Annotated in this window: 24 protein-coding genes and 1 pseudogene; 7 read left to right on the forward strand and 18 right to left on the reverse strand. The window is 67.7% G+C overall.

The window, feature by feature from the left end; all coding sequences use genetic code 11:
- Positions 1-2: 2 nt before the first annotated feature.
- From atpD to MYF83_RS31275, 3 genes are read left to right on the forward strand one after another with little or no spacing between them, the layout of a single operon-like run.
- The gene (atpD, locus tag MYF83_RS31265) at positions 3-1,430 is read left to right on the forward strand and encodes a F0F1 ATP synthase subunit beta (RefSeq protein WP_248964344.1); all 1,428 of its coding nucleotides are present in this window, start codon (positions 3-5) and stop codon (positions 1,428-1,430) included.
- Positions 1,431-1,482: 52 nt separating this feature from the next.
- Positions 1,483-1,881: a F0F1 ATP synthase subunit epsilon gene (locus MYF83_RS31270; protein WP_248964345.1), complete on the forward strand. Its 399-nt coding sequence runs from the start codon at positions 1,483-1,485 to the stop codon at positions 1,879-1,881.
- Positions 1,882-1,911: 30 nt separating this feature from the next.
- Entirely contained in the window at positions 1,912-2,298 is a 387-nt protein-coding gene (locus MYF83_RS31275; protein ID WP_248964366.1) for a DUF2550 domain-containing protein, read from the forward strand.
- A 127-nt stretch (positions 2,299-2,425) separates the two neighbouring features.
- Here MYF83_RS31275 and MYF83_RS31280 read toward each other — a convergent pair whose 3' ends face one another.
- Complete coding sequence (locus MYF83_RS31280; protein WP_248964346.1) at positions 2,426-3,016, reverse strand: cob(I)yrinic acid a,c-diamide adenosyltransferase; 591 nt, start codon at positions 3,014-3,016, stop codon at positions 2,426-2,428.
- Positions 3,017-3,173: 157 nt separating this feature from the next.
- On the opposite strand from MYF83_RS31280, the gene MYF83_RS31285 reads away from it, so the two are divergent.
- Positions 3,174-3,491: an STAS domain-containing protein gene (locus tag MYF83_RS31285; protein ID WP_248964347.1), complete on the forward strand. Its 318-nt coding sequence runs from the start codon at positions 3,174-3,176 to the stop codon at positions 3,489-3,491.
- A 157-nt stretch (positions 3,492-3,648) separates the two neighbouring features.
- Here the strand turns inward: MYF83_RS31285 and MYF83_RS31290 are convergent, their stop codons facing one another.
- From MYF83_RS31290 to MYF83_RS31320, 7 genes are all read right to left on the reverse strand, one after another.
- A complete protein-coding gene (locus MYF83_RS31290; protein WP_248964348.1) occupies positions 3,649-4,257 on the reverse strand; it encodes a TetR/AcrR family transcriptional regulator in 609 nt (202 codons plus the stop codon).
- Between the two features lie 80 nt (positions 4,258-4,337).
- A complete protein-coding gene (locus tag MYF83_RS31295) occupies positions 4,338-5,825 on the reverse strand; it encodes an aldehyde dehydrogenase family protein (RefSeq protein ID WP_248964349.1) in 1,488 nt (495 codons plus the stop codon).
- A 170-nt stretch (positions 5,826-5,995) separates the two neighbouring features.
- Positions 5,996-6,613: a response regulator gene (locus MYF83_RS31300; RefSeq protein WP_248964350.1), complete on the reverse strand. Its 618-nt coding sequence runs from the start codon at positions 6,611-6,613 to the stop codon at positions 5,996-5,998.
- Positions 6,610-7,881 carry a sensor histidine kinase gene (locus MYF83_RS43980; protein WP_248964351.1) on the reverse strand — a complete coding sequence of 424 codons (1,272 nt, stop codon included), beginning with the start codon at positions 7,879-7,881 and terminating at the stop codon, positions 6,610-6,612. Before MYF83_RS43980 ends, MYF83_RS31300 begins: the two co-directional genes overlap by 4 nt.
- On the reverse strand, positions 7,839-8,693 hold the full coding sequence (locus tag MYF83_RS31310; protein WP_248964352.1) for an ABC transporter permease: 855 nt from the start codon (positions 8,691-8,693) through the stop codon (positions 7,839-7,841). The genes MYF83_RS43980 and MYF83_RS31310 overlap by 43 nt, the downstream gene beginning before the upstream one ends.
- On the reverse strand, positions 8,690-9,550 hold the full coding sequence (locus MYF83_RS31315; protein WP_248964353.1) for an ABC transporter ATP-binding protein: 861 nt from the start codon (positions 9,548-9,550) through the stop codon (positions 8,690-8,692). The genes MYF83_RS31310 and MYF83_RS31315 overlap by 4 nt, the downstream gene beginning before the upstream one ends.
- A 166-nt stretch (positions 9,551-9,716) precedes the next feature.
- Entirely contained in the window at positions 9,717-11,000 is a 1,284-nt protein-coding gene (locus tag MYF83_RS31320; protein ID WP_248964354.1) for a glycosyltransferase family 4 protein, read from the reverse strand.
- A 536-nt stretch (positions 11,001-11,536) separates the two neighbouring features.
- Between MYF83_RS31320 and MYF83_RS44540 the strand changes: the two genes are divergently transcribed.
- The gene (locus tag MYF83_RS44540; protein WP_372500296.1) at positions 11,537-11,791 is read left to right on the forward strand and encodes a DUF4865 family protein; all 255 of its coding nucleotides are present in this window, start codon (positions 11,537-11,539) and stop codon (positions 11,789-11,791) included.
- On the opposite strand, the gene nucS is transcribed toward MYF83_RS44540, so the two are convergent.
- The 5 genes from nucS to MYF83_RS43185 all read right to left on the reverse strand — a co-directional run bounded on the left by nucS (position 11,736) and on the right by MYF83_RS43185 (position 15,657).
- Complete coding sequence (gene nucS / locus MYF83_RS31325) at positions 11,736-12,395, reverse strand: endonuclease NucS (protein WP_248964355.1); 660 nt, start codon at positions 12,393-12,395, stop codon at positions 11,736-11,738. The two genes, MYF83_RS44540 and nucS, sit on opposite strands and share 56 nt — an antisense overlap.
- A gap of 235 nt (positions 12,396-12,630) precedes the next feature.
- Positions 12,631-13,371, reverse strand: coding sequence for a phage portal protein (locus MYF83_RS31330; RefSeq protein ID WP_248964356.1), 741 nt, complete (start codon positions 13,369-13,371; stop codon positions 12,631-12,633).
- Positions 13,368-13,847 carry a hypothetical protein gene (locus MYF83_RS31335; protein ID WP_248964357.1) on the reverse strand — a complete coding sequence of 160 codons (480 nt, stop codon included), beginning with the start codon at positions 13,845-13,847 and terminating at the stop codon, positions 13,368-13,370. Before MYF83_RS31335 ends, MYF83_RS31330 begins: the two co-directional genes overlap by 4 nt.
- A 13-nt stretch (positions 13,848-13,860) precedes the next feature.
- The gene (locus MYF83_RS31340) at positions 13,861-15,243 is read right to left on the reverse strand and encodes a terminase TerL endonuclease subunit (protein ID WP_248964358.1); all 1,383 of its coding nucleotides are present in this window, start codon (positions 15,241-15,243) and stop codon (positions 13,861-13,863) included.
- A 291-nt stretch (positions 15,244-15,534) separates the two neighbouring features.
- Complete coding sequence (locus tag MYF83_RS43185; protein WP_279340304.1) at positions 15,535-15,657, reverse strand: hypothetical protein; 123 nt, start codon at positions 15,655-15,657, stop codon at positions 15,535-15,537.
- A 131-nt stretch (positions 15,658-15,788) separates the two neighbouring features.
- On the opposite strand from MYF83_RS43185, the gene MYF83_RS31345 reads away from it, so the two are divergent.
- Positions 15,789-16,313, forward strand: coding sequence for a hypothetical protein (locus MYF83_RS31345; protein ID WP_248964359.1), 525 nt, complete (start codon positions 15,789-15,791; stop codon positions 16,311-16,313).
- 823 nt (positions 16,314-17,136) lie between these two features.
- On the opposite strand, the gene MYF83_RS31350 is transcribed toward MYF83_RS31345, so the two are convergent.
- The 4 genes from MYF83_RS31350 to MYF83_RS44545 form a co-directional block, all read right to left on the reverse strand.
- Positions 17,137-17,562: a phage terminase small subunit gene (locus tag MYF83_RS31350; protein ID WP_248964360.1), complete on the reverse strand. Its 426-nt coding sequence runs from the start codon at positions 17,560-17,562 to the stop codon at positions 17,137-17,139.
- A complete protein-coding gene (locus MYF83_RS31355) occupies positions 17,562-17,708 on the reverse strand; it encodes a hypothetical protein (RefSeq protein WP_248964361.1) in 147 nt (48 codons plus the stop codon). Before MYF83_RS31355 ends, MYF83_RS31350 begins: the two co-directional genes overlap by 1 nt.
- A 147-nt stretch (positions 17,709-17,855) precedes the next feature.
- Entirely contained in the window at positions 17,856-18,461 is a 606-nt protein-coding gene (locus MYF83_RS31360; RefSeq protein ID WP_248964362.1) for a CHAP domain-containing protein, read from the reverse strand.
- A gap of 156 nt (positions 18,462-18,617) precedes the next feature.
- Positions 18,618-18,809 (reverse strand): HNH endonuclease, encoded by a 192-nt coding sequence (locus tag MYF83_RS44545; protein ID WP_372500297.1) that lies wholly within the window; start codon positions 18,807-18,809, stop codon positions 18,618-18,620.
- 228 nt (positions 18,810-19,037) lie between these two features.
- Here MYF83_RS44545 and MYF83_RS31365 point away from each other — a divergent pair.
- Positions 19,038-19,889: pseudogene (locus MYF83_RS31365) on the forward strand (IS5 family transposase).
- On the opposite strand, the gene MYF83_RS31370 reads toward MYF83_RS31365, so the two are convergent.
- The gene (locus MYF83_RS31370; RefSeq protein ID WP_248964363.1) at positions 19,796-20,221 is read right to left on the reverse strand and encodes a hypothetical protein; all 426 of its coding nucleotides are present in this window, start codon (positions 20,219-20,221) and stop codon (positions 19,796-19,798) included. The pseudogene MYF83_RS31365 and the gene MYF83_RS31370 sit on opposite strands and share 94 nt — an antisense overlap.
- Between the last annotated feature and the right edge of the window lie 366 nt (positions 20,222-20,587).

Here is a 20,587-nt window from a genome sequence, read left to right on the forward strand (position 1 = left end):
CAATGACTGTTGAGACCGTCGCGACCGCCGTTGGTCGTGTGGCCCGGGTCACGGGTCCCGTCGTCGACGTGGAGTTCCCCGTCGAGGCCATGCCGGAGATCTACAACGCCCTGACCACCGACGTGACGCTGGGCGAGACCACCAGGACGCTGACCATGGAGGTCGCCCAGCACCTGGGCGACAACCTGGTGCGCGCCATTTCCATGCAGCCCACCGACGGCCTGGTGCGCGGCGCCGCCGTCATCGACAGCGGCGGCCCGATCTCGGTGCCGGTCGGCGACGTCGTCAAGGGCCACGTGTGGAACACCCTGGGCGAGGCGCTGGACACCCCCACCGCCTCCCTCCAGATCAACGAGCGCTGGGGCATCCACCGCCGCTCCCCGGCGTTCGACCAGCTCGAGTCGCGCACCGAGATGCTGCCCACCGGCATCAAGGTCATCGACCTGCTCACCCCGTACGTCAAGGGTGGCAAGATCGGCCTGTTCGGCGGCGCGGGCGTCGGCAAGACCGTCCTCATCCAGGAGATGATCCGCCGGGTCGCGCTGAAGTTCTCCGGCACGTCGGTGTTCGCCGGCGTCGGTGAGCGCACCCGTGAGGGCAACGACCTGTGGCTGGAGATGGAGGAGGCCGACGTCCTGAAGGACACCGCCCTGGTGTTCGGCCAGATGGACGAGCCTCCGGGCACCCGCCTTCGCGTCGCGCTCTCCGCGCTCACCATGGCGGAGTACTTCCGCGACGTCCAGCAGCAGGACGTGCTGCTGTTCATCGACAACATCTTCCGGTTCACCCAGGCCGGTTCCGAGGTGTCGACCCTGCTCGGCCGCATGCCCTCCGCGGTGGGCTACCAGCCGACGCTGGCCGACGAGATGGGCGTTCTGCAGGAGCGCATCACCTCGACCCGCGGTCACTCGATCACCTCCATGCAGGCGATCTACGTCCCCGCGGACGACATCACCGACCCGGCCCCGCACAACGCGTTCGCGCACCTCGACGCGCAGACCGTTCTGTCCCGGCCGATCTCGGAGAAGGGCATCTACCCCGCGGTGGACCCGCTCGACTCCACCTCCCGGATCCTCGACCCGCAGGTCGTCGGCGAGGAGCACTACCGGGTCGCCCAGGAGACCAAGCGGATCCTGCAGAAGTACAAGGAACTGCAGGACATCATCGCGATCCTCGGCATCGACGAGCTCTCCGAAGAGGACAAGGTCACCGTCCAGCGGGCTCGCCGCATCGAGCGCTTCCTGTCCCACCCGATGTACGCCGCCGAGGCGTTCACCGGTCAGCCGGGAGAGTTCGTGCCGGTCGAGGAGACCATCCGCTCCTTCAAGGGCCTGTGCGAAGGTGAGTACGACCACCTGCCCGAGCAGGCGTTCTTCATGGTCGGCGGCATCGACCAGGCCATCGCCAAGGCCAAGGAACTGGCCCGCTGATCACTGAATGCCGGTACGGCCCGGCCGTACCGGCATTCGAGGAAGGTGTGTGATGGCAAAACTCCGCATTGGCGTGGTGTCGCCGGAACGTGAGATCTGGTCCGGCGAAGCCGACATGGTGATTGCCAAGACCGTGGACGGCGAGATCGGTATTATGCCGAACCACGCACCCGTGCTCGGCGTCCTCGTCGAGGGCGGCGTCCTTCGCATCAAGCGGGGGGACGGCGACATCGTCGCCGCCGTCCACGGCGGGTTCATCTCGGTGGCCAGCAACGACGTGTCGGTTCTGGCCGAGACGGCCGAACTCGGCTCCGAGGTGGACGTCGCGGCGGCTCGTGACGCGCTCCAGCGCGCTCTCGCCTCCGTACAGGCCGACGGCGAGGACGCCGAGGCCCAGGTCGAGGCCAAGCGTGCCAGGGCCCGGCTGCGTGCGGCCGGCGAAGAGGTCTGATAGATACACAACATGAACGTGGGGGCGACGATGGCGGCGCTTGACATACTGATAAGCGTTGTGGTGATCGCCGCCCTGCTCGTTCTCCGCGGGATCCTGCTCGCACGGTCCAGGGGCAACGTCGTATGTAGCCTGAGGACGGGAGACCGCGCCTGGAGGAGTGGAGTAGCCCGCTACGCGGGCGGGGAGCTCCACTGGATCCCCTTCCTGGGACTGCGACTGAGGCCGCGCCACGCGATTGCGAGGCGCGGCCTCATGGTTTCCACCCGGCGTCCCCTCACCGGCGAGGAAGGCCCCGCCGGCTACTGGACGGTCGACTGCGCCGGGGTCTCGCTCGCCATGAGCGAGGACGCCCTCACCGGTTTCCTCGCCTGGGTCGAATCCGCCCCGCCCAGCGCCCACCTCGACGCCGCGTAGCCGTGTTTTCCGGCCTCGCTTCGCTCGGCGGGCTCGGGGCGCGTTTGAGGCGGCGGTCTTCGTCGTCGTCCGGGCTCGTTCCTCACCATCTCTCCTCCTCAGACCGCCGCCGCGCCTCTCGCGTGCTTTAGCGGGTGCCGCCGGGCTTCCAGAGGAGTTCTCGGCCGTCGGCGGCGATGCGGCAGAGGATGAACATCAGGTCGCTCAGCCGGTTGAGGTATTTGGCGGTGAGCGGGTTGACGTCGTCGTGGGTCTCCAGCGCCGACCAGGTGGTGCGCTCGGCCCGCCGGACGACCGTTCGGGCGACGTGCAAGAGAGCGGTGCCGGGCGTGCCTCCGGGGAGGATGAAGCTGCGCAGCGGCCGCAGCCGCTCGTTGAACAGGTCGCACTGGGCCTCCAGCCACTCCACGTACGACGGTTCGACGCGCAGCGGCGGGAACTCCGGGTCGGGCGTGACGGGCGAGCACAGGTCGGCTCCGACGTCGAACAGCTCGTTCTGCACCCGGGCCAGCACCTCGACGATCTCCGCGGGCAGCCCGCCGAGCGCCACCGCGACGCCGATGGCGGCGTTGGCCTCCTCGACGTCGGCGTAGGCGGCGAGCCGGGGGTCGGTCTTGCGCGTGCGGCTCATGTCACCGAGGGTCGTGGTGCCGTCGTCTCCCGTGCGCGTGTAGATCTTGGAGAGGACGACGGGCTTGTCGTTGTCGGCTCGCGTCATGCCGTCCAGCGTAACCGGCGGTGGATTTCCCGTCCCTCCCGCCGCCGCCGTGAAGCCGGCGCTCCGGGCACTTGACCAGGTGGGAGGCATGGGCCTCGCCAGAGCGGGCAGGGAGACCCTGCGGCCTGGAACGGGTCGCCGGACATGAGGAGGCGGCATGCGAAGCCGGATGAGTCCGGGATGCCAGGTGGTCCATGTCGGGTCCCGTCTCGACGTGGGCACCGTCGCGACGCTACGACCCCGTCTGCACGAGGCGGTCGAGAGCGGCGACGGTGACATGATCGTCGACTGCTCGGAGCTGGAGATGATCGATTCCGCCGGTCTGGGGGTTCTCGTCGGAACGCATCGCCGCGCGCTACGCGCGGAACGCCGCCTTGTCCTACGGGGGGTGCCACCGCGGGTCATGCGGTTGCTCGCCATCACCCGGCTGCACCGGGTGCTCCGGGTCGAGCTTCCCATGGCCGCCGTGGCCTAGTCGCGGGTCCGGCGTGCGACGGGGGTGCGCCGGCGTCGCTCATATCGAGGGGGCGCCCTGTGGCGCCGTTCTCAGGTTCGGGGGTGGGACGGCCGGTCGGCGCCCGCCCTCCGGCCTTTCAGGGCCCGGAGCGACGCTTGCTGATCGTCTCCGGCGGTCAGGAGCCGAAGCAGCGGCGGAAGATGTGGACGGCCGTCTCGATGAGGTGGTCCAGCGGGGGCCGCTCGTCGGCCAGCACCCACTCGATCAGCAGTTCCTGCAGCGCGCCGACCATGCCGAGCGCGAGAAGGTGCGTCCGGCCCGGCAGGCCGCCGTGCGCGTCTCCGAGGCTCTCCTCGATGATCTCGGTGAAGCCCTGCACCGCGCGCTGCCGGTGGGTGGTGAGGATGTCGCCGGCCCGCCGCACTTCGAGGTGCATGATGCGGGCGCGGCGGCTGTCCCGGGTGACGAAGGTGATGTACTCGCTGATTCCCGCGCGGACCCTGCTGTCGGCGTCCGCCGGCGCCTCGCCGATCGCCTTGGACACCGCGAGGAGGGTCTCCTCGACGCAGCGCTCGTAAACGGCCCGCATGAGGTCTTCACGCCCGGTGAAACATTCATAGAACGCGCGGTTGGAGATGCGTGCCGACGCGCACAGCCGTTCGATGGTGGTCGCGGTGAATCCCGCGGCGGCGAACAGCGTGTAGGCAGCGGTCAGCAACCGCTCCCTGCGGTCGGCTAATCGCTGCTCCGCGGTCATTCCCCGGTAGTCGCGTCCCGTCGTCACTGCACACCTCACGTCCTGCTGGCCCCGTAGGAACCCATCATTATGGACGCAAGATCGTTTTTGGGGAAGTATCAGGACAACTAGCTTCTCCGTCGACCATGGAGGAACGTGACCAACTTCACAAGACGCTCCATCTCCGCCGGCGTGCGGCCGAAGGAGGTGAGGTTCATTCCGGGGAGGGCGAACCGCTGCCGGCTGATGGCCTTCGGCCGGGCGAACTCGCGCAGCCCGTCGGCGCCGTGGATGCGCCCGAAGCCCGAGTCGCCCACGCCGCCGAACGGGAGCGCCGGCACGCCCGCGAAGGAGATGACCGAGTTGATCGCCGTCATGCCGGTGAGCATCGTGCGGGCGAGCTCCATGGCCCGGCGGGCGTTGCCCGAGAAGATCGTGCCGCCCAGGCCGTAGGAGACGGCGTTGGCCTTCTCCATCGCCTCCTCCACGGTGGCGACCTTCCGCACGGTGATCGTCGGCCCGAAGGTCTCCTCTCGCACCGCGCTGGAGTCCTCGGGCACGTCGGTCAGCACCACCGGGTCGACGTACGGCGGCCGTACGGACTCCGTGCCGCCGACCACGGCCTTGCCGCCCCCGGCGAGGGCGTCGTCGACGTGCCGCCGGATCACCTCGGTCTGGGACGGCATGGTGATCGGCCCGTAGTCCTCCCCGCTGCGCACGGCCTTCGCCCGCTCGGTGAGCTCGCGCATGAACGCGTCGTAGACGCGCTCCACCACGTAGACGCGTTCGACGCCCACGCAGGTCTGGCCGGAGTTGGACATGGCGCCCCAGACCGCCGCGTCGGCGGCGGCGGCCACGTCGGCGTCCGCGTCGACGATGAGGGCGTCCTTGCCGCCGCACTCGGCGACCATCGGCGTGAGGTTGGCCGCGCAGGCGGCCATGACGCGCTTGGCGGTGGCCGTCGAGCCGGTGAAGGCGATCTTGCCGATCCCCGGGTCAGCGGCGAGCGCGGCCCCGGTCTCCCCGAGCCCGGTGACCACCTGGAACACCGGGCGCTCCGGCACGCTCTGCGCGAACAGCTCGGCCAGCAGCAGGCCGACCCCCGGGGTGAGCTCGCTGGGCTTGAACACCACGGCGTTCCCGGCGGCGAGCGCGTACGCGATCGAGCCCATCGGGGTGAACACCGGGTAGTTCCACGGCCCGATGACGCCCACCACACCCAGGGGGAGGTACTCCAGGGTGGCGGCGAGGTTGATGCCGATCAGGCCGGTCGGGACGCGGCGGGGGCCGAGGACCTTGCGCGCGTTGCGCGCCGCCCAGTCGAGGTGCGTGATCGCGAGCACCGTCTCCAGGGTGGCGTCGGCGACCGGCTTGCCGGTCTCCTCGTGGATCAGCGTGGTGATGCGGGTGAGGTTGCGCGTCAGGACGGCCTTGTAGTCCAGCAGCCGCCGCCTGCGCCCCTCGTATCCCAGCCCCGCCCACCAGCGGCCCGCCTCGGCGGCGCTCTCGACGGCCGCCCGTACGGCCGCGGCGTCGTGCACAGGGTGGGTGCCCACGACGGCCCCCGTGGCGGGGCCGAGGGAGTCGAAGGTGCGCTGCTCGGTAGCCGTTGCCATGGCGTCTCCTTCTCGGGCCTCTGCGGTCGCGCTCGCGCCCGGACGCGGGCGTTCCGGGGACCACGCTCTTCCCCCTCGGGGGTCTGTGGCAACCTTAGCCCCGTCGTTGCGATGGGAACCATCTCTGCTGGAACAATATTCGGTGCGAGATCGTGCGGCCCCGAGATGGTTCAGAGCAGGCCGCGGGAGAGTGCGGTGGTGACGGCGGCGGTGCGGTCGGAGACCCCGAGCTTGCCGAAGATCCGCAGCAGGTGCGTCTTGACCGTCGTCTCGCTGATGAACAGCTCCCTGCCGACCTCCGCGTTGGTCAGGCCGCGCGCCACCAGCGCCAGCACCTCGGTCTCCCTCCTGGACAGCGACTCGGCCGCCGGCGCCCGCATCCGGGTGACCAGCTTGGTCGCCACCGACGGGGACAGCACGGTCTCGCCCCGGGCGGCACCGAAGACGGCCGCGACCAGGTCGGCGCGCGAGGTGTCCTTCAGCAGGTATCCCGCGGCGCCCGCCTCGACCGCGCGCACGATGTCCTGGTCGGTCTCGTAGGTGGTCAGGACGATCACCCGCGTCCGCGGGCCGGCGGCGAGGATCGGCGGGATGGCCCGCACCCCGTCGCCGCCGGGCATCCGCAGGTCCATCAGGATCACGTCCGGGCGAAGCTCGCGGGCGCGCACCACCGCCTCGTCGCCCGACCCCGCCTCTCCGGCCACGGTGATCCCGGGATCGGCCTCCAGCATGCCGCGCAGGCCCTCCCTCACCACGGGGTGGTCGTCGACGATGAGCACACGTATCACGAGAAGTCGCCCTCCTGAGGGAGCCGGACGCTGAGTTCGGTGCCGCGCCCGGCCGCGCCGTCCACCCGCAGGGTGCCACCGGCCTGCTCGACGCGGCTGCGCATGGCGCGCAGGCCGTAGCCGGTGGTGGGCGTGGCCTCGCCGAACCCCGTCCCGTCGTCGCGGACCCGCAGGACCACCTCGTGGTCCCCGTACGTGAGGACGACGGTGGCCGACGAGGCGGCCGCGTGCTTGCGCACGTTCGCCAGCCCTTCTTGGGCGGCCCTGATCAGGACGACCTCGGTGCCCGGTGGCAGGGGGCGCGAGGTGCCCTCGATCGTGAAAGCGACGGGTATGCCCAGTTCCTCGCCCAGCCGGGCCGTGATCCTGCCGAGCGCCTCGTCGAGGGTCGATCCGTCCAGCGGGGCGGGGGTGAGGGTGGCGATCAGCCCGCGGGCCTCGTCCAGGCTCTCCCTGGCGGTGCGCATGGCCAGCGCGAGATGCCTGGAGGGGTCCGGCTGCGCCTCGGCCGCCTGGATGAGCATGATGATGCTGGTGAACCCCTGGGCGAGGGTGTCGTGGATCTCTCCGGCCAGCCGCTCGCGTTCGGCGAGCGCGCCCCGCTCGCGCGAGAGCCGTTCGACCTCGGCCCGGCTGGCCGAAAGCTCCTCGATCAGCTCGCCCCGCTCGGCGCTCTGGTGGATGATGCGGGTGATCCACGGGCCGAAGACCATGGAGGTGATGATCACGAGGGTGCTGGTCGCGGCGAAGGCGACGATCTCTTCCCATTCCAGGCCGGGCTGTAGTGCGAACCGGACCGCCGGGCTGACGTTGAGGAGCAGCACGGTGGCGACCGCCCAGCGGGGGCGCAGCACCATGAACGTCTGCGGGCAGAGCGCGAAGAGGGCGAAGGAGGCGGCCGGGGCGATGACCGTCGCGGGGACGAACGCGACGATCACGAAACCCGCGTAGTACAGCCCGACCCGGGAGTTGGCCTCCTCGTCCTTGATGGCCCGGCGGCCGACGAGCAGGTAGACGACGGCGCACAGGCCGAGCAGGGTGATCGCCGTCGTCTTGGCGGCGGGACCCGTGCCGCCGTCGACCACCACCAGCACGAGGGTGACCGCGAAGGCGAGGAGGAAGAGGGCCTCCCAGCCGCCGAAGCCCTCCCAGGCGTTGGCGACGGGGCCGCTGGAGGCTCGCGCCTCCGGCCGGCCCCGCCGCACGGCGAAACGCGCACCGGCCGTCATCCGTCGCGGCGGCTCTTCCAGCGGAACGTCGTCAGGCACAGGACAAGACCTCCGACGGCCCAGGCTGCCAGGATCAGCGCCACGCGGTCCAATTCGTAGGACTTCGTCAGCTCCAGGGCGGCCCCCGCGTCGCCCAGGAACACCGACCTGAAGCCCTGGCACATCCACTTCAGCGGGAAGAGGGAGGAGATCCTGATCAGCCATTCCGGGAGCTCGCTGAACGGGATGAACACCCCGGAGATGAACTGCAGCACCACGAACGGCATGCTGATCACGGCGGTGGCGCTCTTCGCGGACCGCGGCAGGCTGCTGACCGCGATGCCGAGCAGCGCCGACCCGGTGATGCCGAGCACGAAGACCCAGGCGAAGGTGACCCACCGGCCGAGCTCTGTGGGAAGCGTCAGGTCATAGGCCGCCACGCCGATCGCCAGCAGGATCGCGACCTCCAGCAGGGCCACCAGCAGGACGCTGAGGATCTTGCCGACGAAGTACGCGCTGCGTGGCAGGGGTGTGCCCGCCAGGCGCTTGAGCGTGCCGTCGTCCCGGTCGACGGCGATGCCGATGCCGAGGTTCTGGAAGCTGGCGCTCATGACCCCCGCGCCGATCAGCCCGGCCGTGTAGAGCTGCGAGACGGTGATCGGGCTGCCCTCGAGCCGCCCGCTGAAGATCGCGCCGAAGATGACGAGCAGGATGATCGGGAAGGCGAAGGTGAAGATGACCGCGTCCCGCTCGCGGAAGAACATCTTGGTCTCCACGGCGGCCCTGGACCAGCCGAGGGCGAGGACCGAGGGCAGCGGGTGGGAGGTGGCGGTCCGGCCGGCCGTGGCGGTGGCGGTGGCGGTGTCGTTCACTGGGTCACCTCGGCGAGGGGTGAGGAGATGAGGCGCATGTAGATGTCCTCCAGGGAAGGCCGGGTCACGGTCAGCTCGGGCACCTCGCCGTCGAAGCGGCGGGTCAGCTCCAGCACCGTCTTGGTGGGGGTGTCGGTCTCGACCTGCTTGCGCTCGCCCTCGTCCAGCCAGCTCACCCGGGCCTTGGCGCTCGCCCGCCCGCCGAGGGTGGCGGGCCGGTCCTGGGCCACGACGCGGCCTCTGGCGATCACCGCCACCCGGTCGGCGAGCGCCTCGGCCTCCTCCAGGTAGTGGGTGGTCAGCACGATCGTCGTGCCCTCGCGGGCCAGTTCGTGGATCAGGTCCCAGAACCGGTGCCGGGCCTCGGGGTCGAAGCCGGTGGTCGGCTCGTCCAGGAACAGCAGCTCGGGGTCGCCGACGACGCCGAGCGCCACGTCGACCCGCCGCCGCTGGCCGCCGGAGAGCTGCCTGATGCGCTTGCCGGCCTGCTCGGTGAGCCCCACCTGGGCGATCACCTCGTCGGGATCCCTGGCCTGCGGGTAGTAGCCGGAGAAGTGGCGGACGGTCTCGCGTACCGTCAGCTCCGCCGTGTCGTTCGCCGTCTGGAGCACGATGCCGACCCGGCCGCGCCACGGCCGGGTCGGATGCTCGGGGTCGATGCCTAGGACGGTGACCTCGCCGGCGTCCCGCTTGCGGTACCCCTCGAGGATCTCCACCGTGGTCGACTTGCCGGCGCCGTTGGGGCCGAGGATGGCGAACACCTCGCCGGCCGAGATGTCCAGGTCGATGCCGTCCACCGCGCGTACCTCGCCGTACCGCTTGGTAAGGCCGCGGACCCTCACCGCTGTCTGCGTCATGTACCCGAGCATCGCGACCGCACGGCTCGCGCGGCACCATCGACGGACCGACCCCGATGTCCTCCGTTCGGTGGACACGCCGCCGGGAAACGTGCGGCGGCGGGCCTCGGAGAGGGCGCCAGGCGGGCCAGGCGGGCCAGGGCAGCGTGCGCCGGCGGGGCGCGTGCTAGACCGGCGTGCCGAGCGAGCGGTCGGGCAGCTCGCGGCGGTCCTCCAGGTCGGCCAGCAGGGCCCCCCACTGGGCGCCGATCACGTCCATCTCGTACTGCGCGGAGGTGGCCAGCGCGTTGGCGCCGAGCCTGCGGCGCAGCTCCTCGTCCTCGATCAGGCGGCAGATGCCGGCCGCGAGCGCGGCGGCCTTCTTGGAGCGGACCAGCAGCCCGTCGTGCTCGTCGGTGATGATCTCCTTGGGCCCGTGCGGGCAGTTGAAGCTCACCACCGGCACGCCCTTGCTCATCGCCTCCAGGATCGTCATGCCGAAGCCCTCGTAGCGCGAGCTGACGGCGTAGATCGACGACTTGGACAGCTCGACGCCGATCTCGGGCGTGCTGCCCATCAGGAACACCTTGTCCGACAGCCCCGCCTCGTCGATGCGGTTCTGCAGCTTCTCCTCGCGCTCGGGCGTGCCGCCGCCGTAGATGCGCAGCACCCAGTCGGGGTGTGCCACCGCGACCGTCTTCCAGGCGTTTACCAGCCGGTCGAAACCCTTGGCCCAGACGATGCGGCCGATGCCGACCACGACCTTCTCCTCGAGCGAGGAGACCTCGCCCGCGAGCTTGGGAATGGCGTTGGGGATGCGCAGGAGGCGTTTGGGCGGTTGCGCCTTCAACGCCTTGGTGTAGTCCTTCAGGTCGGCCTGGGTGAGCGTCGTGAATGCGTCGAGCTTGCCGTACCGCCTCTTGATATCGGCCTGCAGCGCGGGCCCGTGCGATTCGAGGGTGACGTGCTCCTGGCCGACGGTGAGCACCTCCGGCGGCGCGAGCAGGCCCATGACCAGGTTGAACCCCGGGCGGGTCCCGATGACCACCCCGCCGCGCAGCGAGCGCAGGAAGCGGACCAGCCGCAGGTCGGTCAGCAGGCTCATGCTGAGATAGGCCTTCTCCTCCTCGGGCACCAACCTGCTCGGACGCCGCGCCAGGAACTCGGCGAACCACCCCCGGGGGACCGTCCTGTCGTCCAGGAACCGCACCGGCACGCCCGGCGGCAGGTCGAAGAACGGCTCCTCGGCGGTGCGGATCAGGCTGATGATCTCCACCTCGTGGTCGCGGGCCAGATACGCGGCCAGGTTGAGGACGGTGCGGATCGTGCCCCCCATCCCGTAGGCGTGCAACAGCAGGATGCGGATCGTCCTCGTGCCGCGCGGTACGGCCTTGCGCGCCCGCCTGGCGTTGACCAGCTTGAGCAGCTTCACGGCCGCGCGTGCGACGACCCTGCGCCCCCTCGTCAGCACGCTAAAGACCCCTCGTATCGTGCGGTCATTATTTTTGCCCCTCGCAATGTCATTCGCCGTCGGCCCCTGGGAGCACGCGTAACCAGGGGTGAGAATGATGAGTCACTTCCCCCGGAAGGTAAGGAAACCGTTAACGCCCGCCTTACCTGCCCCCGCGTCAATGTTCTAGACGTGCTGAAGCACCCCAAAAGTTGCACCCGACTCCCAACAAATTCGTTGAGTAGCCGGTCAACTACGTAATGAACGGGCGCTCTGGCACTTCCTCACACCATTACTTCGCCGAAGTCCGTGTTCGGGTTCCCGGCCCGGGGCGCGGGGCCCCGCCGCCGCGCGGACCGTCCTGGCAGTGATCACATGACTACTTCGCCGGTCGCCGGTTTCGCGTTCACGGCGGCCGGATGGGCCCTGTACCTACCGGTCTGTACGCGCGGATCATGGACGCGGGGGAACGGAGCCGTCCGCTTCGGGGACGGCGTTCGAGCGGGTCTCGGCCTACCTGCTCCGGCGGCGCGAGGCGCTGCGCGGCCGATTATGGCATGGGTGTGATATGGCATCGGGGCGCGACCGGAGGCGCGGCTCTGGACGCCTTTTCCGGGCTCGGCCTCAAGGCCTGCGTAATTCGCGAGCGCGGGGTCGACGGCTCACCGGTCGACCAATACGCGCCTTTTCTATTTGTGGAACTCCGTCACCGGGATGAACAGGTTCCGAGCGCCGCGGCCCTCGCGGTGACGGTGGTCAGAACAGGGTGTCGGTGCGCTCGATGCCGCGCAGGGCGTCGTAGTCGAGGGTGACGCAGTCGATGCCGCGGTCGGCGGCGAGCACCCGGGCCTGCGGCTTGATCTCCTGCGCGGCGAAGACGCCCTTGACCGGCGCGAGCAGGCTGTCGCGGTTGAGCAGCTCGAGATAACGGGTGAGCTGCTCGACCCCGTCGATCTCGCCGCGCCGCTTGATCTCGATGGCGACTGTGCCGCCCAGGTGGTCGCGGCAGAGGATGTCCACCGGACCGATCGCCGTGGGGTACTCCCTGCGGATCAGCGTCCAGCCGTCTCCGAGGGTGGCGATGTTGTCGGCCAGCAGTTCCTGCAGGTGCGCCTCGACGCCGTCCTTCTGGAGCCCGGGATCGACGCCCAGCTCGTGGGAGGAGTCGTGCAGGATCTCCTCGATCGTCAAGATGAGCTTCTCACCGGTCTTGCCGTGCGTGACGGTCCAGCTGGTCTCCTCCTCGCGCAGCTTGCACGGGGGGTTCATCCAGTTGAGCGGCTTGAACGCCCGGTCGTCGGCATGGATGCTCACCGAACCGTCGGCTTTCAAGATCACCAAACGGATGCCTGAGGGCAAATGCGCTGATAGACGACCTACATAGTCCACGGTGCAGCGGGCAACGACGAGACGCATCGAGCCAGCCTAGCGGTCTGGGAGGGCGCGGGGGCGGCTGCTGGCCAGGCTGTCCCTTCGGGGGCAGCGGCCTGCCATCCGGGCCGAGCACGGCCGGGGGCGGGCCGTACTTCTCGTCCAGCCGCTGGGTCTCCTTCATCTGCTCCTCGCGCATCTGCGCGAAGCGAGAAATCTGGATCGGCGTGTAGCCGTACTCCTCCTGGAGCTGCTTGACCGGAACGTCGAGTTCCTTCATCTACAGCAGGGAGTCAGCCATAGCGGCCTTACTGCGGTACTCGGGGTCAGCCCAGATGGTCTCTGCGTTGTACGCCTTGGCCTTGGACGTGTCGCCCTTGACCAGGAATGCAAGCCGCATGGCCTCTTCCCAGGATTCACCGAAGTGCAGCATCCGCTCGTGGGCCTTAGCCACGAGCCCTGCCTCGGCAGCGGTAATGGATTCCCCGGAAGGAGCCTGACCGCCATTGAGCAGGAAGAAGTGGAACGGGACCCTGGACTGGCTCGCCATGTGCTGGACGAGCATGTCGATGAGAGCCACGTAGTTGTTGAGGTCCGCGGCCTGGAACTGGCCCCACTTGGCCTCGGGGTTGTCCAGAGTGAGGATGCGGTCGATGTAGGCGCGTACGGCGTCCGCTCGCGCGGCAGCCTCCTCTTCCGAGGTGGCGTCATCCGGAAGCGATTCCACGCCGGAAATCACTCGCTGCGGGAAGGCAGCGAACTCGGACGCGACAATGGCATCCGCCGTGATCTTGTTGATGGCGTCCTGGACGGGGATGATCGCCGCCAATTCGGAGAACGGCACCATCCGCAGCCGGGAGCGGTTGTTCAGCGGAACCACCGGCACGACGCCGAGAGGATTCGTAACCTCCTTCGGCGATTCCCACTTCATGCCGTCACCCATGCGGGTGCTGGTGTACACCGTCTGAGGGGTCCACAGGGTGACGTACTCCCCGCCCCAGTCGTCGGTGTACTGCTTCATCGCAGCGGCCAGCTTGCGCCGGGAGCCGGGCTCGTACTGGAAACGACCTCTTGGGCGCTCTCGGGCACCATCACCGGCTGGTCCTCGGAGTCTCCCCACACCGTCACGTACGAGCTGCCCTGCACCAGGGCGTCGATGTGACCGGCGTTGGAGTCCGCGTCGAGGAAGTTGCGCTGCCAGATCTCGGTGGCGTCGGTATCGGCCGGCTCCTCCGGCCCCATGCGGAAACCCTGGACACGCAGCCGCTCGGAGATCGAGTCCACGATCAGGGGGCAGAAGTTGTCCCTCCAGCCCGTGAACATCCCGCCGAAGATCTCGGAGAACTTCGCCTGGGCGAAGGCCAGGTTCTTGTTCTCGGAGTCGTAGTAGTCCAGGTACCTCTGGCTGTTGGACGCCTGCGCGTTCAGCTTGCCTTCGAGGTAGGTGATCCAGTCCAGCGGGGACTCGGGGCGTACCCCTATGCGGCCAACAGTCAAGGGGACAGCCTCCTTAGTAGCTTCGCAGGCGGGCCTTTCGGCGGACCTTCATACGTCCGTCGGCAATGGCTTCCGCTCGGGCCTCATAGGCCAAAATCGCCGCGATGGCGGCGTCGATCTTCTTCTTGGACCGCTTGGATTCCTTGCGGATCAGCACCCCCTGGGGGACCTCGTAGACGACCGCGTTGGCCACATGGCGGCCCAGGTCGGGGTTGCCGTCGTGGCAGATGTCCTCGGCCAGGTGGGCTGCGGTGTGCATCCGCTCGACCGCCTTGGTCATCTGCAAGGCGCGCTGCGGGGAGAACTCGAAGACGATCTCTCGCCCGTCCTTGTCCTTCTCCTTGAAGTCCAAGGCCCAGGTGCCCACGACGTTCTGCCAGTAGGAGGGGTCGGCGTAGAGCCACTCCACGCGGTAGGTGGAGAACGCCTCGCGCATCCGCTTGTCCACCAGCAGGGTGTCGACCTGCCAGTCGGCGGCGAGCTTGGAGAACTGCGGGTCGGGCTGCTCGTCAAGGTGGATCATGAACAGCTTGCCGTCGCGGAGACGGCAGCCGACGATCGCGGTGGAGTCGCTGTAGAGCGACCCGTCGAAGCCGATGGCGATCTGGTCGCCAGCCTTGATCGGGTCGTCGTCCTTGCGCAGGCCGTCCCATACGGGCTTGGCCATCCACGCGTCAGCGGACTCCTGAATCTTGTTCAGGTAGAAGCGGTACGCCTGTGCCTGGCTCGTACGCGGGTCCTGGATCGCAGCGACCAGGCCGTCAAGGTCAACCCACTTGGAGTCGCCGTACGCCTGCCTGAGACCCAGCCGGACAGCGTCCTCGTCCTTCAGGTCGATCTCGTCGGAGTCGGCCTCCACGCAGTCGTACAGGAGCTTGCCGTTGGGCTTCTTCAAGTACGCGTCGTAGGTGCGCTGAGCGACAGAGTCCTCGTTCGGGTTGAACGCGTTGGTGGACTCCACGATGCGCGAGCCCGCGCCGGCCGTCTTGCGGACGTTACGGTCGAGCACCTCGAACACCGCTGTGCCACCGTTGTTCGGCACCCAGTGGTGGGTCTCATCCCCGACCACGAACGTGGGCCGGGCGCCCTCCAGGCCACGGCTGGAGCTGGTTACCGGCTCGATGCGTCCCGGACGGCCGGAGCGGAACTGGATGCGCTCCTTGCCGATCTCAAGGTCGTACTCGACCTCTGCTGGCGAGTTGGCCAGCATTCCGCGGATCATGTCGCGGGTGTTCGCGGTCTGGTCGATCGAGGTGGCGGCGATCTGAATCAGCGGCAGGCCGACCGGCTTGGCCACCGGGAACCCGGCCTCGTCGAAGTAGCTGAACCTGCACGGGCCGATGAACTCGACGATGGCCAGGGCCGCAAGGACCGGGGTCTTGCCCCAGGTAACCACCCCTTGCTACGGCGAAGGCAGGCTGTGTCGTACAGCCATTTGCCCTTCTCATCAATGGCATACAGCCACAAGATGAAACGCTTCTGCTCGACGGTGAACTGCCACGGATCGCCTGCGTTCTCGCCATCCGGCTGGACGAGATACCTCTCGCCCCATCGCAGGATTTGATAGCCCAGCGACCGCTGAGGATGGGGAACACCTTCGGGAAGGTTGCCACTTTGCATGGGGTGTGGGTCACCCCCCTCCGGGTGCTCAGGTCGCCCGGAGGGCGGTTCAGTCGTCGATGGTCAGTTAGCCCTTCCCGGTCTTCTTCGGCGGGAAGGGCGCGGCCTTGCCGCCACGCTTGGCGGTCGCCGGGGCGGGCTTGGGGGTGGGCTTCTTGGCGGGTCGCTTGGGCTTGGGAGCCATGGCCATGGGCATGCCTTTCGATGTCAGGTGCGGGGGATCACGCGCCGCCGAGGCTGCGGTACAGCTCCAAGTCGGCGACGTTCTCGGGGAGTACGTCCGCATTGCATCGGACATCACCCCCCTACGATCTGAAATTTGTGACGGAGCTATCAGCAGAGCGCACCGGTATTGCGAACAGGCTTGAAGTGGTCATCGAGCATCCGGAAACCCTGCGCGAGCGAATCGCGCCTGTGCCCAGGGGTGTCTCAGCGCCGGTGCTTTTCGACGTCATAGAGGTGCTGTCCGCCCTTCACGCCTTCGTCGGGGCGGTCGACATGGCAGCGCAAGCCAGCGAGCTGCAGGACGCGGTTGATGAGGCGGATGACGAGGCTCTGGCTTCGCAGGCAGCCGCCTTCCTTCGCATCCTGGCCATCGAGAGCATGCTCGTAACGCGTCTCTCGATGAACTCGCCGCTCACGATCGAGCTGGCTGTGGCCGGTATTAGTAGCGCGGGTGTCGTCTCTACGGTTGTGTACCTCTTCAAGAACCCTGACAAGATCGGCGAGTGGTTCCCGAAGCTCCAAGTGGGCTGGTACAACGGTCGCGCCGAGGCTGAGAAGGCGCGGAAGGCGTACGAGAAGTTGCGAGATGCTCGGACGAAGATCCGAGAGCTGGAGAGCTGATCACGCGCCGCCGAGCTGCCGGTACAGCTCGAAGTCCAGTCGTTGTGAGGGGCTTGGTGGGGGAACTCCCTCGGGAGGTTGGCCGTTTGCACAGGCACCACCCCCTATTCGCCCAACACCAGCCCACAAAATGGGATAAAATCCCTGAGTTGAATAGGGGGGACCGTTCCAATGCGGGAAGGTGTAAAGTGGCAAATAATGGACATAGGGCCCAAAGGGCCCCCATTAGTGAGACCCGTACGGGAAAGCAGATATCGTGGTGGGTAGGAGTGCTTGGTTTCCCAGTGGCTACGGCTAGCTTGCTTTACGGCGTGCTGTCTTATCGGGGCGATGAAGCAGACCGTGCAGAGGCTCGGAGGACGAGCGCCCAGTCAACTCCAGTTACGCACGATGAGGATCGGCCAAGGTCCGTATCGATAAGTAGTCCGAAGCCCAGCATCAAATCAGTAAAACGCGCTGCGCCGCCGACTCCTGCCTCCTTGCGGCAAGAGGTCCCGGCTCGCTTCATCGGCACATGGTTCGGACAAGTCGCTCAGTTTGGCAGTCAAAACTACACGCTCAAGCTGAGGATCAAGGGTGGTGAGCTGGGGAAATCTGTTGCCACGGCTGAATACAAGGAGCTTGGGTGTAGTGGCTACGACGAGCTTTCGAAGGTGGTCTCCGGAAATGAGTTGAAATTGCGTGAGGTAATTACCGTAGGTGTGGAAAAGTGTATCGAAGAGATGGCTGTAGAGCTCAGGTATGACTGGACTGGCTCGCTAAGCTATAGCTCCAGAGCGGCCAGTGGAGAATGGTCAACCGCAACATTGACCAAGGTGGCAGACTAGACCCCACCTAGCTGCCGGTACAGCTCGAAGTCGGCGACGTTCTCGGGAAGCTTGTCGGGCTTCTCCTCGCCCTTCTTCTCGGCCTTGTTCATCCGCAGGCGCATGCGGTCGGTGACCGTCGCGCCAAGCAACGACTCGTTCTGCCGGATCTCGGCCAGAGCGTTGTGACCCGGACGGCGGAAGTACGCCTCAACGAGAGGGGCGAGCATCTGAAGGCGCATCCAATCGGTCGCCTTGAAGCTCTCGGACTGGTCTGCGTCGACCCAGGTGTCCCACCAGCGGCAGGTGGCTACGGAGTAGCCGTCCCGCTTGAACAGCTTGCGCATCCGGTCAGGGACGTCCTCGTCGCCTTCCAGATGGGACAGGTCCACGGCGTTGCGCCGGACCGCGTTCTCCTTGGGAGCCGGTCCGCGGCCTGCCATCACTCGCCCCTGACGAACCTGTAACGGCCGGCGAGCACATCGCTCACGGTCATGACGCCGTCAGCGTCGGTCTCGGTCTCGGTGTCCGGTGTCTCGGCCGCCGTGGCGGTCGGGGAGCTGATGCGCCTGCCTCTGGGTGCCGCCATGTGCGTACCTCCGGTTGATGAAGAAAGAAGTGTGTGGCGCTCGGAACCCGCCCTCGCGTGCGCCTTGTCAGCCCCACCGGCCCTACGGCGCGATAGTTGCTGCTGACAGCCCATGTGCTGTAGAGCCTGAGTTCAGGAGTAGGGGACTCAGGCCCAATATCCGTAGCCAACGATGCTGCTGGAGCGATGCACCCGCTGCACCCGGCCGGAGGAGTTGCCCTCGATCGTCTCGATCGAGCCGTCGCCGTTGACCTTCTCGACAATGGCCGCGTGGTCGATGTTGACCCGGCTCTTGCTGCCGCCCCAGTCGAAGAACACGATCGCCCCGACCTTCGGCGTGGTGTGCCAGCGGCCCTTGGAGGCGTACCAGGCGGCCCAGGTGGGCGTGTAGGCGTCTGTGCCAACCTTGGCCCGTAAACCGGCCTGCTGAGCCACCCAGGCCACGAAGATCGCGCACCAGGGGGCGGTGGTGAAGTAGGTGTCGCCCTTCAAGACGGCGTACCAGCGCGTGTACTTGTTGGGGGCCCCGGAGATGCCGAGCTTGGCCTCGGCAGCGGCGACCTTGAGGAAGGTACTGACCGTGCCCGGCGGCGGCTTGGGCTTGGGAGCCGGGGGAGGCTTCGGCTTGGGCTTCGGGGTGGCCGACTTGGTCTGCTTAGGAGTCGGCGTGGGCTTCGTACTTGTCGAAGCAGAAGTAGTTGTGGATGCAGGAGTCGACGTCGCACGCGGCTTCGGGGAAGTCCCAGCGAGCACACCCGAGGGCGTCGGTGTCGGAGTAGAGCTGGTCTTCGGAGAGGGGGCCAAGCTCAATGAGGGCGGCGAAGGAGCCTGTATCAGTAAGGAAGCAAGGACTGGGACACATGCCGCAGTTACCGCCTGGGCCACAGCCCTGGGTGTGATCTTCATTGCTCATTGGTGACGCGCCCTCCCCCGCGCGGCCTCCGTTCGAGTCTTCAAGGTGTGACAGTCGGGGCAGATGCAGGCCAGGTTGGACAGGTCCCAGGAGCCGCCGTCGGCGACGGCTACAACGTGGTCCACGATCCGTCCGGGGCCACCGCACAGGTAGCAGCGCTCACGATCTCGGCGACGGGCCTTGCGCATCAGCGTCGCGGCGTTGGTCGGCCGCGTCAGGTTCCGGGGACTTGTCTGTTGCCAGGGCACGTAGTGGATCTGGCATCGCCCCGCGTTGGTGGCTGGCTTGGGGCAGCCAGCTTCCAGGCACTTCTCAGAGGGAGTTTTGTGAGGGATTGCCCTCGTGTGCGTTCTCCCGAGAGTGAGGGGTTTGTGACGGAAGGTTGACGTTCACTGTGGCTGCGGTGGACTGGCGGTATGGGCGAGCGTGAGCCTTATCTCAGCGATCTATCCGACGGGCGATGGGCGCTGATCGAGCCGGTGATCGCGGCCTGGAAGCAGCGGCACCCCTCGGTCAGTGGTCATCAAGGCCGCTACGCGATGCGGGAGATCGTCAACGCGATCCTGTACCAGGCCCGGACCGGCTGCCAGTGGCGGTACCTGCCACACGACCTTCCGCCGCACACCGCGGTGTACTACTACTTCGCCGCCTGGCGTGACGATGGCACCGACCAGACCATCCACGACCTGCTGCGCTGTCAGGTGCGGGAGCGGGCCGGACGCCGCGAGGACCCCAGCGCGGTGGTGCTGGACACCCAGACCGTGCACGCTTCGATCAACGCGCCTGCCTCCACCACCGGGCTGGACGCGGGAAAGAAGAGCCGGGGCCGCAAGCGGGGCATCGCCTCCGACGTGCTCGGACTGGTGATCGCGGTGGTGGTGACCGCCGCGAGCGTGCACGACAACGCGATCGGCATCGCGCTGCTGGACAAGGTCGCCATCGACAACCCCTCCGTCACCAGAGCGTGGGTGGATGCCGGGTTCAAGAACGCGGTCACCTGACACGGCGCCGGGTTGGGCATCGCGGTGGAGACCGTCCACCGCGACCCGCAGACCAGGGGGTTTGTGCCACTGCCCAAACGATGGGTGGCCGAGCAGGTCTACGGGACGCTGATGCTGCACCGCCGTCTGGTCCGCGACTACGAACGGCTGACCACCAGCGCCGAGTCGATGGTCTACTGGTCGATGACCGACAACATGACCCGCCGGCTGACCGGCACCGCCACCATGACCTGGCGGTCGGCGTCGTTGCTGGGCCTGGCGGCGTGAAGGGGCCCGGTGGTTCCCGATGAGCTGCTGCGGCACCTGGACCAACGGGAACAGGATGCCCACGCCGAGGTCGACCGGCTGCGCGCCGGAATCGCCGAGTTGTCCTCCCGGTTGGAGGACACCCAGCAGCTGGTTCCCGCCTGCAGCTCACCCGGCAGACCCTGCTCGAGATCGCTGGACGACAGCACGAGCAGCAGGACCAGCCCGACAGCAGCCAGGAGCCGCTCCCGCCCGCCTACCAGGAGATTCTCGCCGTCTTCACCCGCACCGACGGCGGCCTGCGCGCCAAGGACCTGTGCCGTGCCCTGAACGTCGGGGATCAGCCACGCCATGTCGAGAACATGCGCGCCAAGCTCAAGCGCCTGGTCGGCCGAGACGTCCTCACCGAACCAGAACCCGGCCTATTCGCCATGAACCGGAACAAGAGCTAACAAAACTCCCTCTTAGGAGCCCTGGGCATGGTGATTCACCCCCAGGAGTCGGAGACGTGGTGGGGGTGTGAAGGTGGGCGAGTGTCGCCAGGGGTCCTGTAGGACCCTCGTACCCCTTAACGGATCGGCCTTCAGGCCGATCCTTAACAGGAGTGTTGGTTATCGACTCGGGCCTTAAGGCCCGGTAGGAGTTAACTAGTTAAGTAGGAGTCCCTTTAAGGGGACTCAACTAGACGGTAGGAACGAACCTCAACCCCAACCCCCCAA

The sequence above is a fragment of the Sphaerisporangium perillae genome (genome assembly GCF_023276435.1).
Taxonomy (GTDB): Bacteria; Actinomycetota; Actinomycetes; order Streptosporangiales; family Streptosporangiaceae; genus Sphaerisporangium; species Sphaerisporangium perillae.

Coding starts and splice junctions, on each gene's coding strand:
- atpD (WP_248964344.1), top strand. CDS start 3: ATGACTGTTGAGACCGTCGCGACCGCCGTTGGTCGTGTGGCCCGGGTC.
- MYF83_RS31270 (WP_248964345.1), top strand. CDS start 1,483: ATGGCAAAACTCCGCATTGGCGTGGTGTCGCCGGAACGTGAGATCTGG.
- MYF83_RS31275 (WP_248964366.1), top strand. CDS start 1,912: ATGGCGGCGCTTGACATACTGATAAGCGTTGTGGTGATCGCCGCCCTG.
- MYF83_RS31280 (WP_248964346.1), bottom strand. CDS start 3,016: ATGACGCGAGCCGACAACGACAAGCCCGTCGTCCTCTCCAAGATCTAC.
- MYF83_RS31285 (WP_248964347.1), top strand. CDS start 3,174: ATGCGAAGCCGGATGAGTCCGGGATGCCAGGTGGTCCATGTCGGGTCC.
- MYF83_RS31295 (WP_248964349.1), bottom strand. CDS start 5,825: ATGGCAACGGCTACCGAGCAGCGCACCTTCGACTCCCTCGGCCCCGCC.
- MYF83_RS31315 (WP_248964353.1), bottom strand. CDS start 9,550: ATGACGCAGACAGCGGTGAGGGTCCGCGGCCTTACCAAGCGGTACGGC.
- MYF83_RS44540 (WP_372500296.1), top strand. CDS start 11,537: ATGGGTGTGATATGGCATCGGGGCGCGACCGGAGGCGCGGCTCTGGAC.
- nucS (WP_248964355.1), bottom strand. CDS start 12,395: ATGCGTCTCGTCGTTGCCCGCTGCACCGTGGACTATGTAGGTCGTCTA.
- MYF83_RS31330 (WP_248964356.1), bottom strand. CDS start 13,371: ATGAAGCAGTACACCGACGACTGGGGCGGGGAGTACGTCACCCTGTGG.
- MYF83_RS43185 (WP_279340304.1), bottom strand. CDS start 15,657: ATGGCCATGGCTCCCAAGCCCAAGCGACCCGCCAAGAAGCCCACCCCC.
- MYF83_RS31350 (WP_248964360.1), bottom strand. CDS start 17,562: ATGGCAGGCCGCGGACCGGCTCCCAAGGAGAACGCGGTCCGGCGCAAC.
- MYF83_RS31355 (WP_248964361.1), bottom strand. CDS start 17,708: ATGGCGGCACCCAGAGGCAGGCGCATCAGCTCCCCGACCGCCACGGCG.
- MYF83_RS44545 (WP_372500297.1), bottom strand. CDS start 18,809: ATGCGCAAGGCCCGTCGCCGAGATCGTGAGCGCTGCTACCTGTGCGGT.
- MYF83_RS31370 (WP_248964363.1), bottom strand. CDS start 20,221: ATGGCGTGGCTGATCCCCGACGTTCAGGGCACGGCACAGGTCCTTGGC.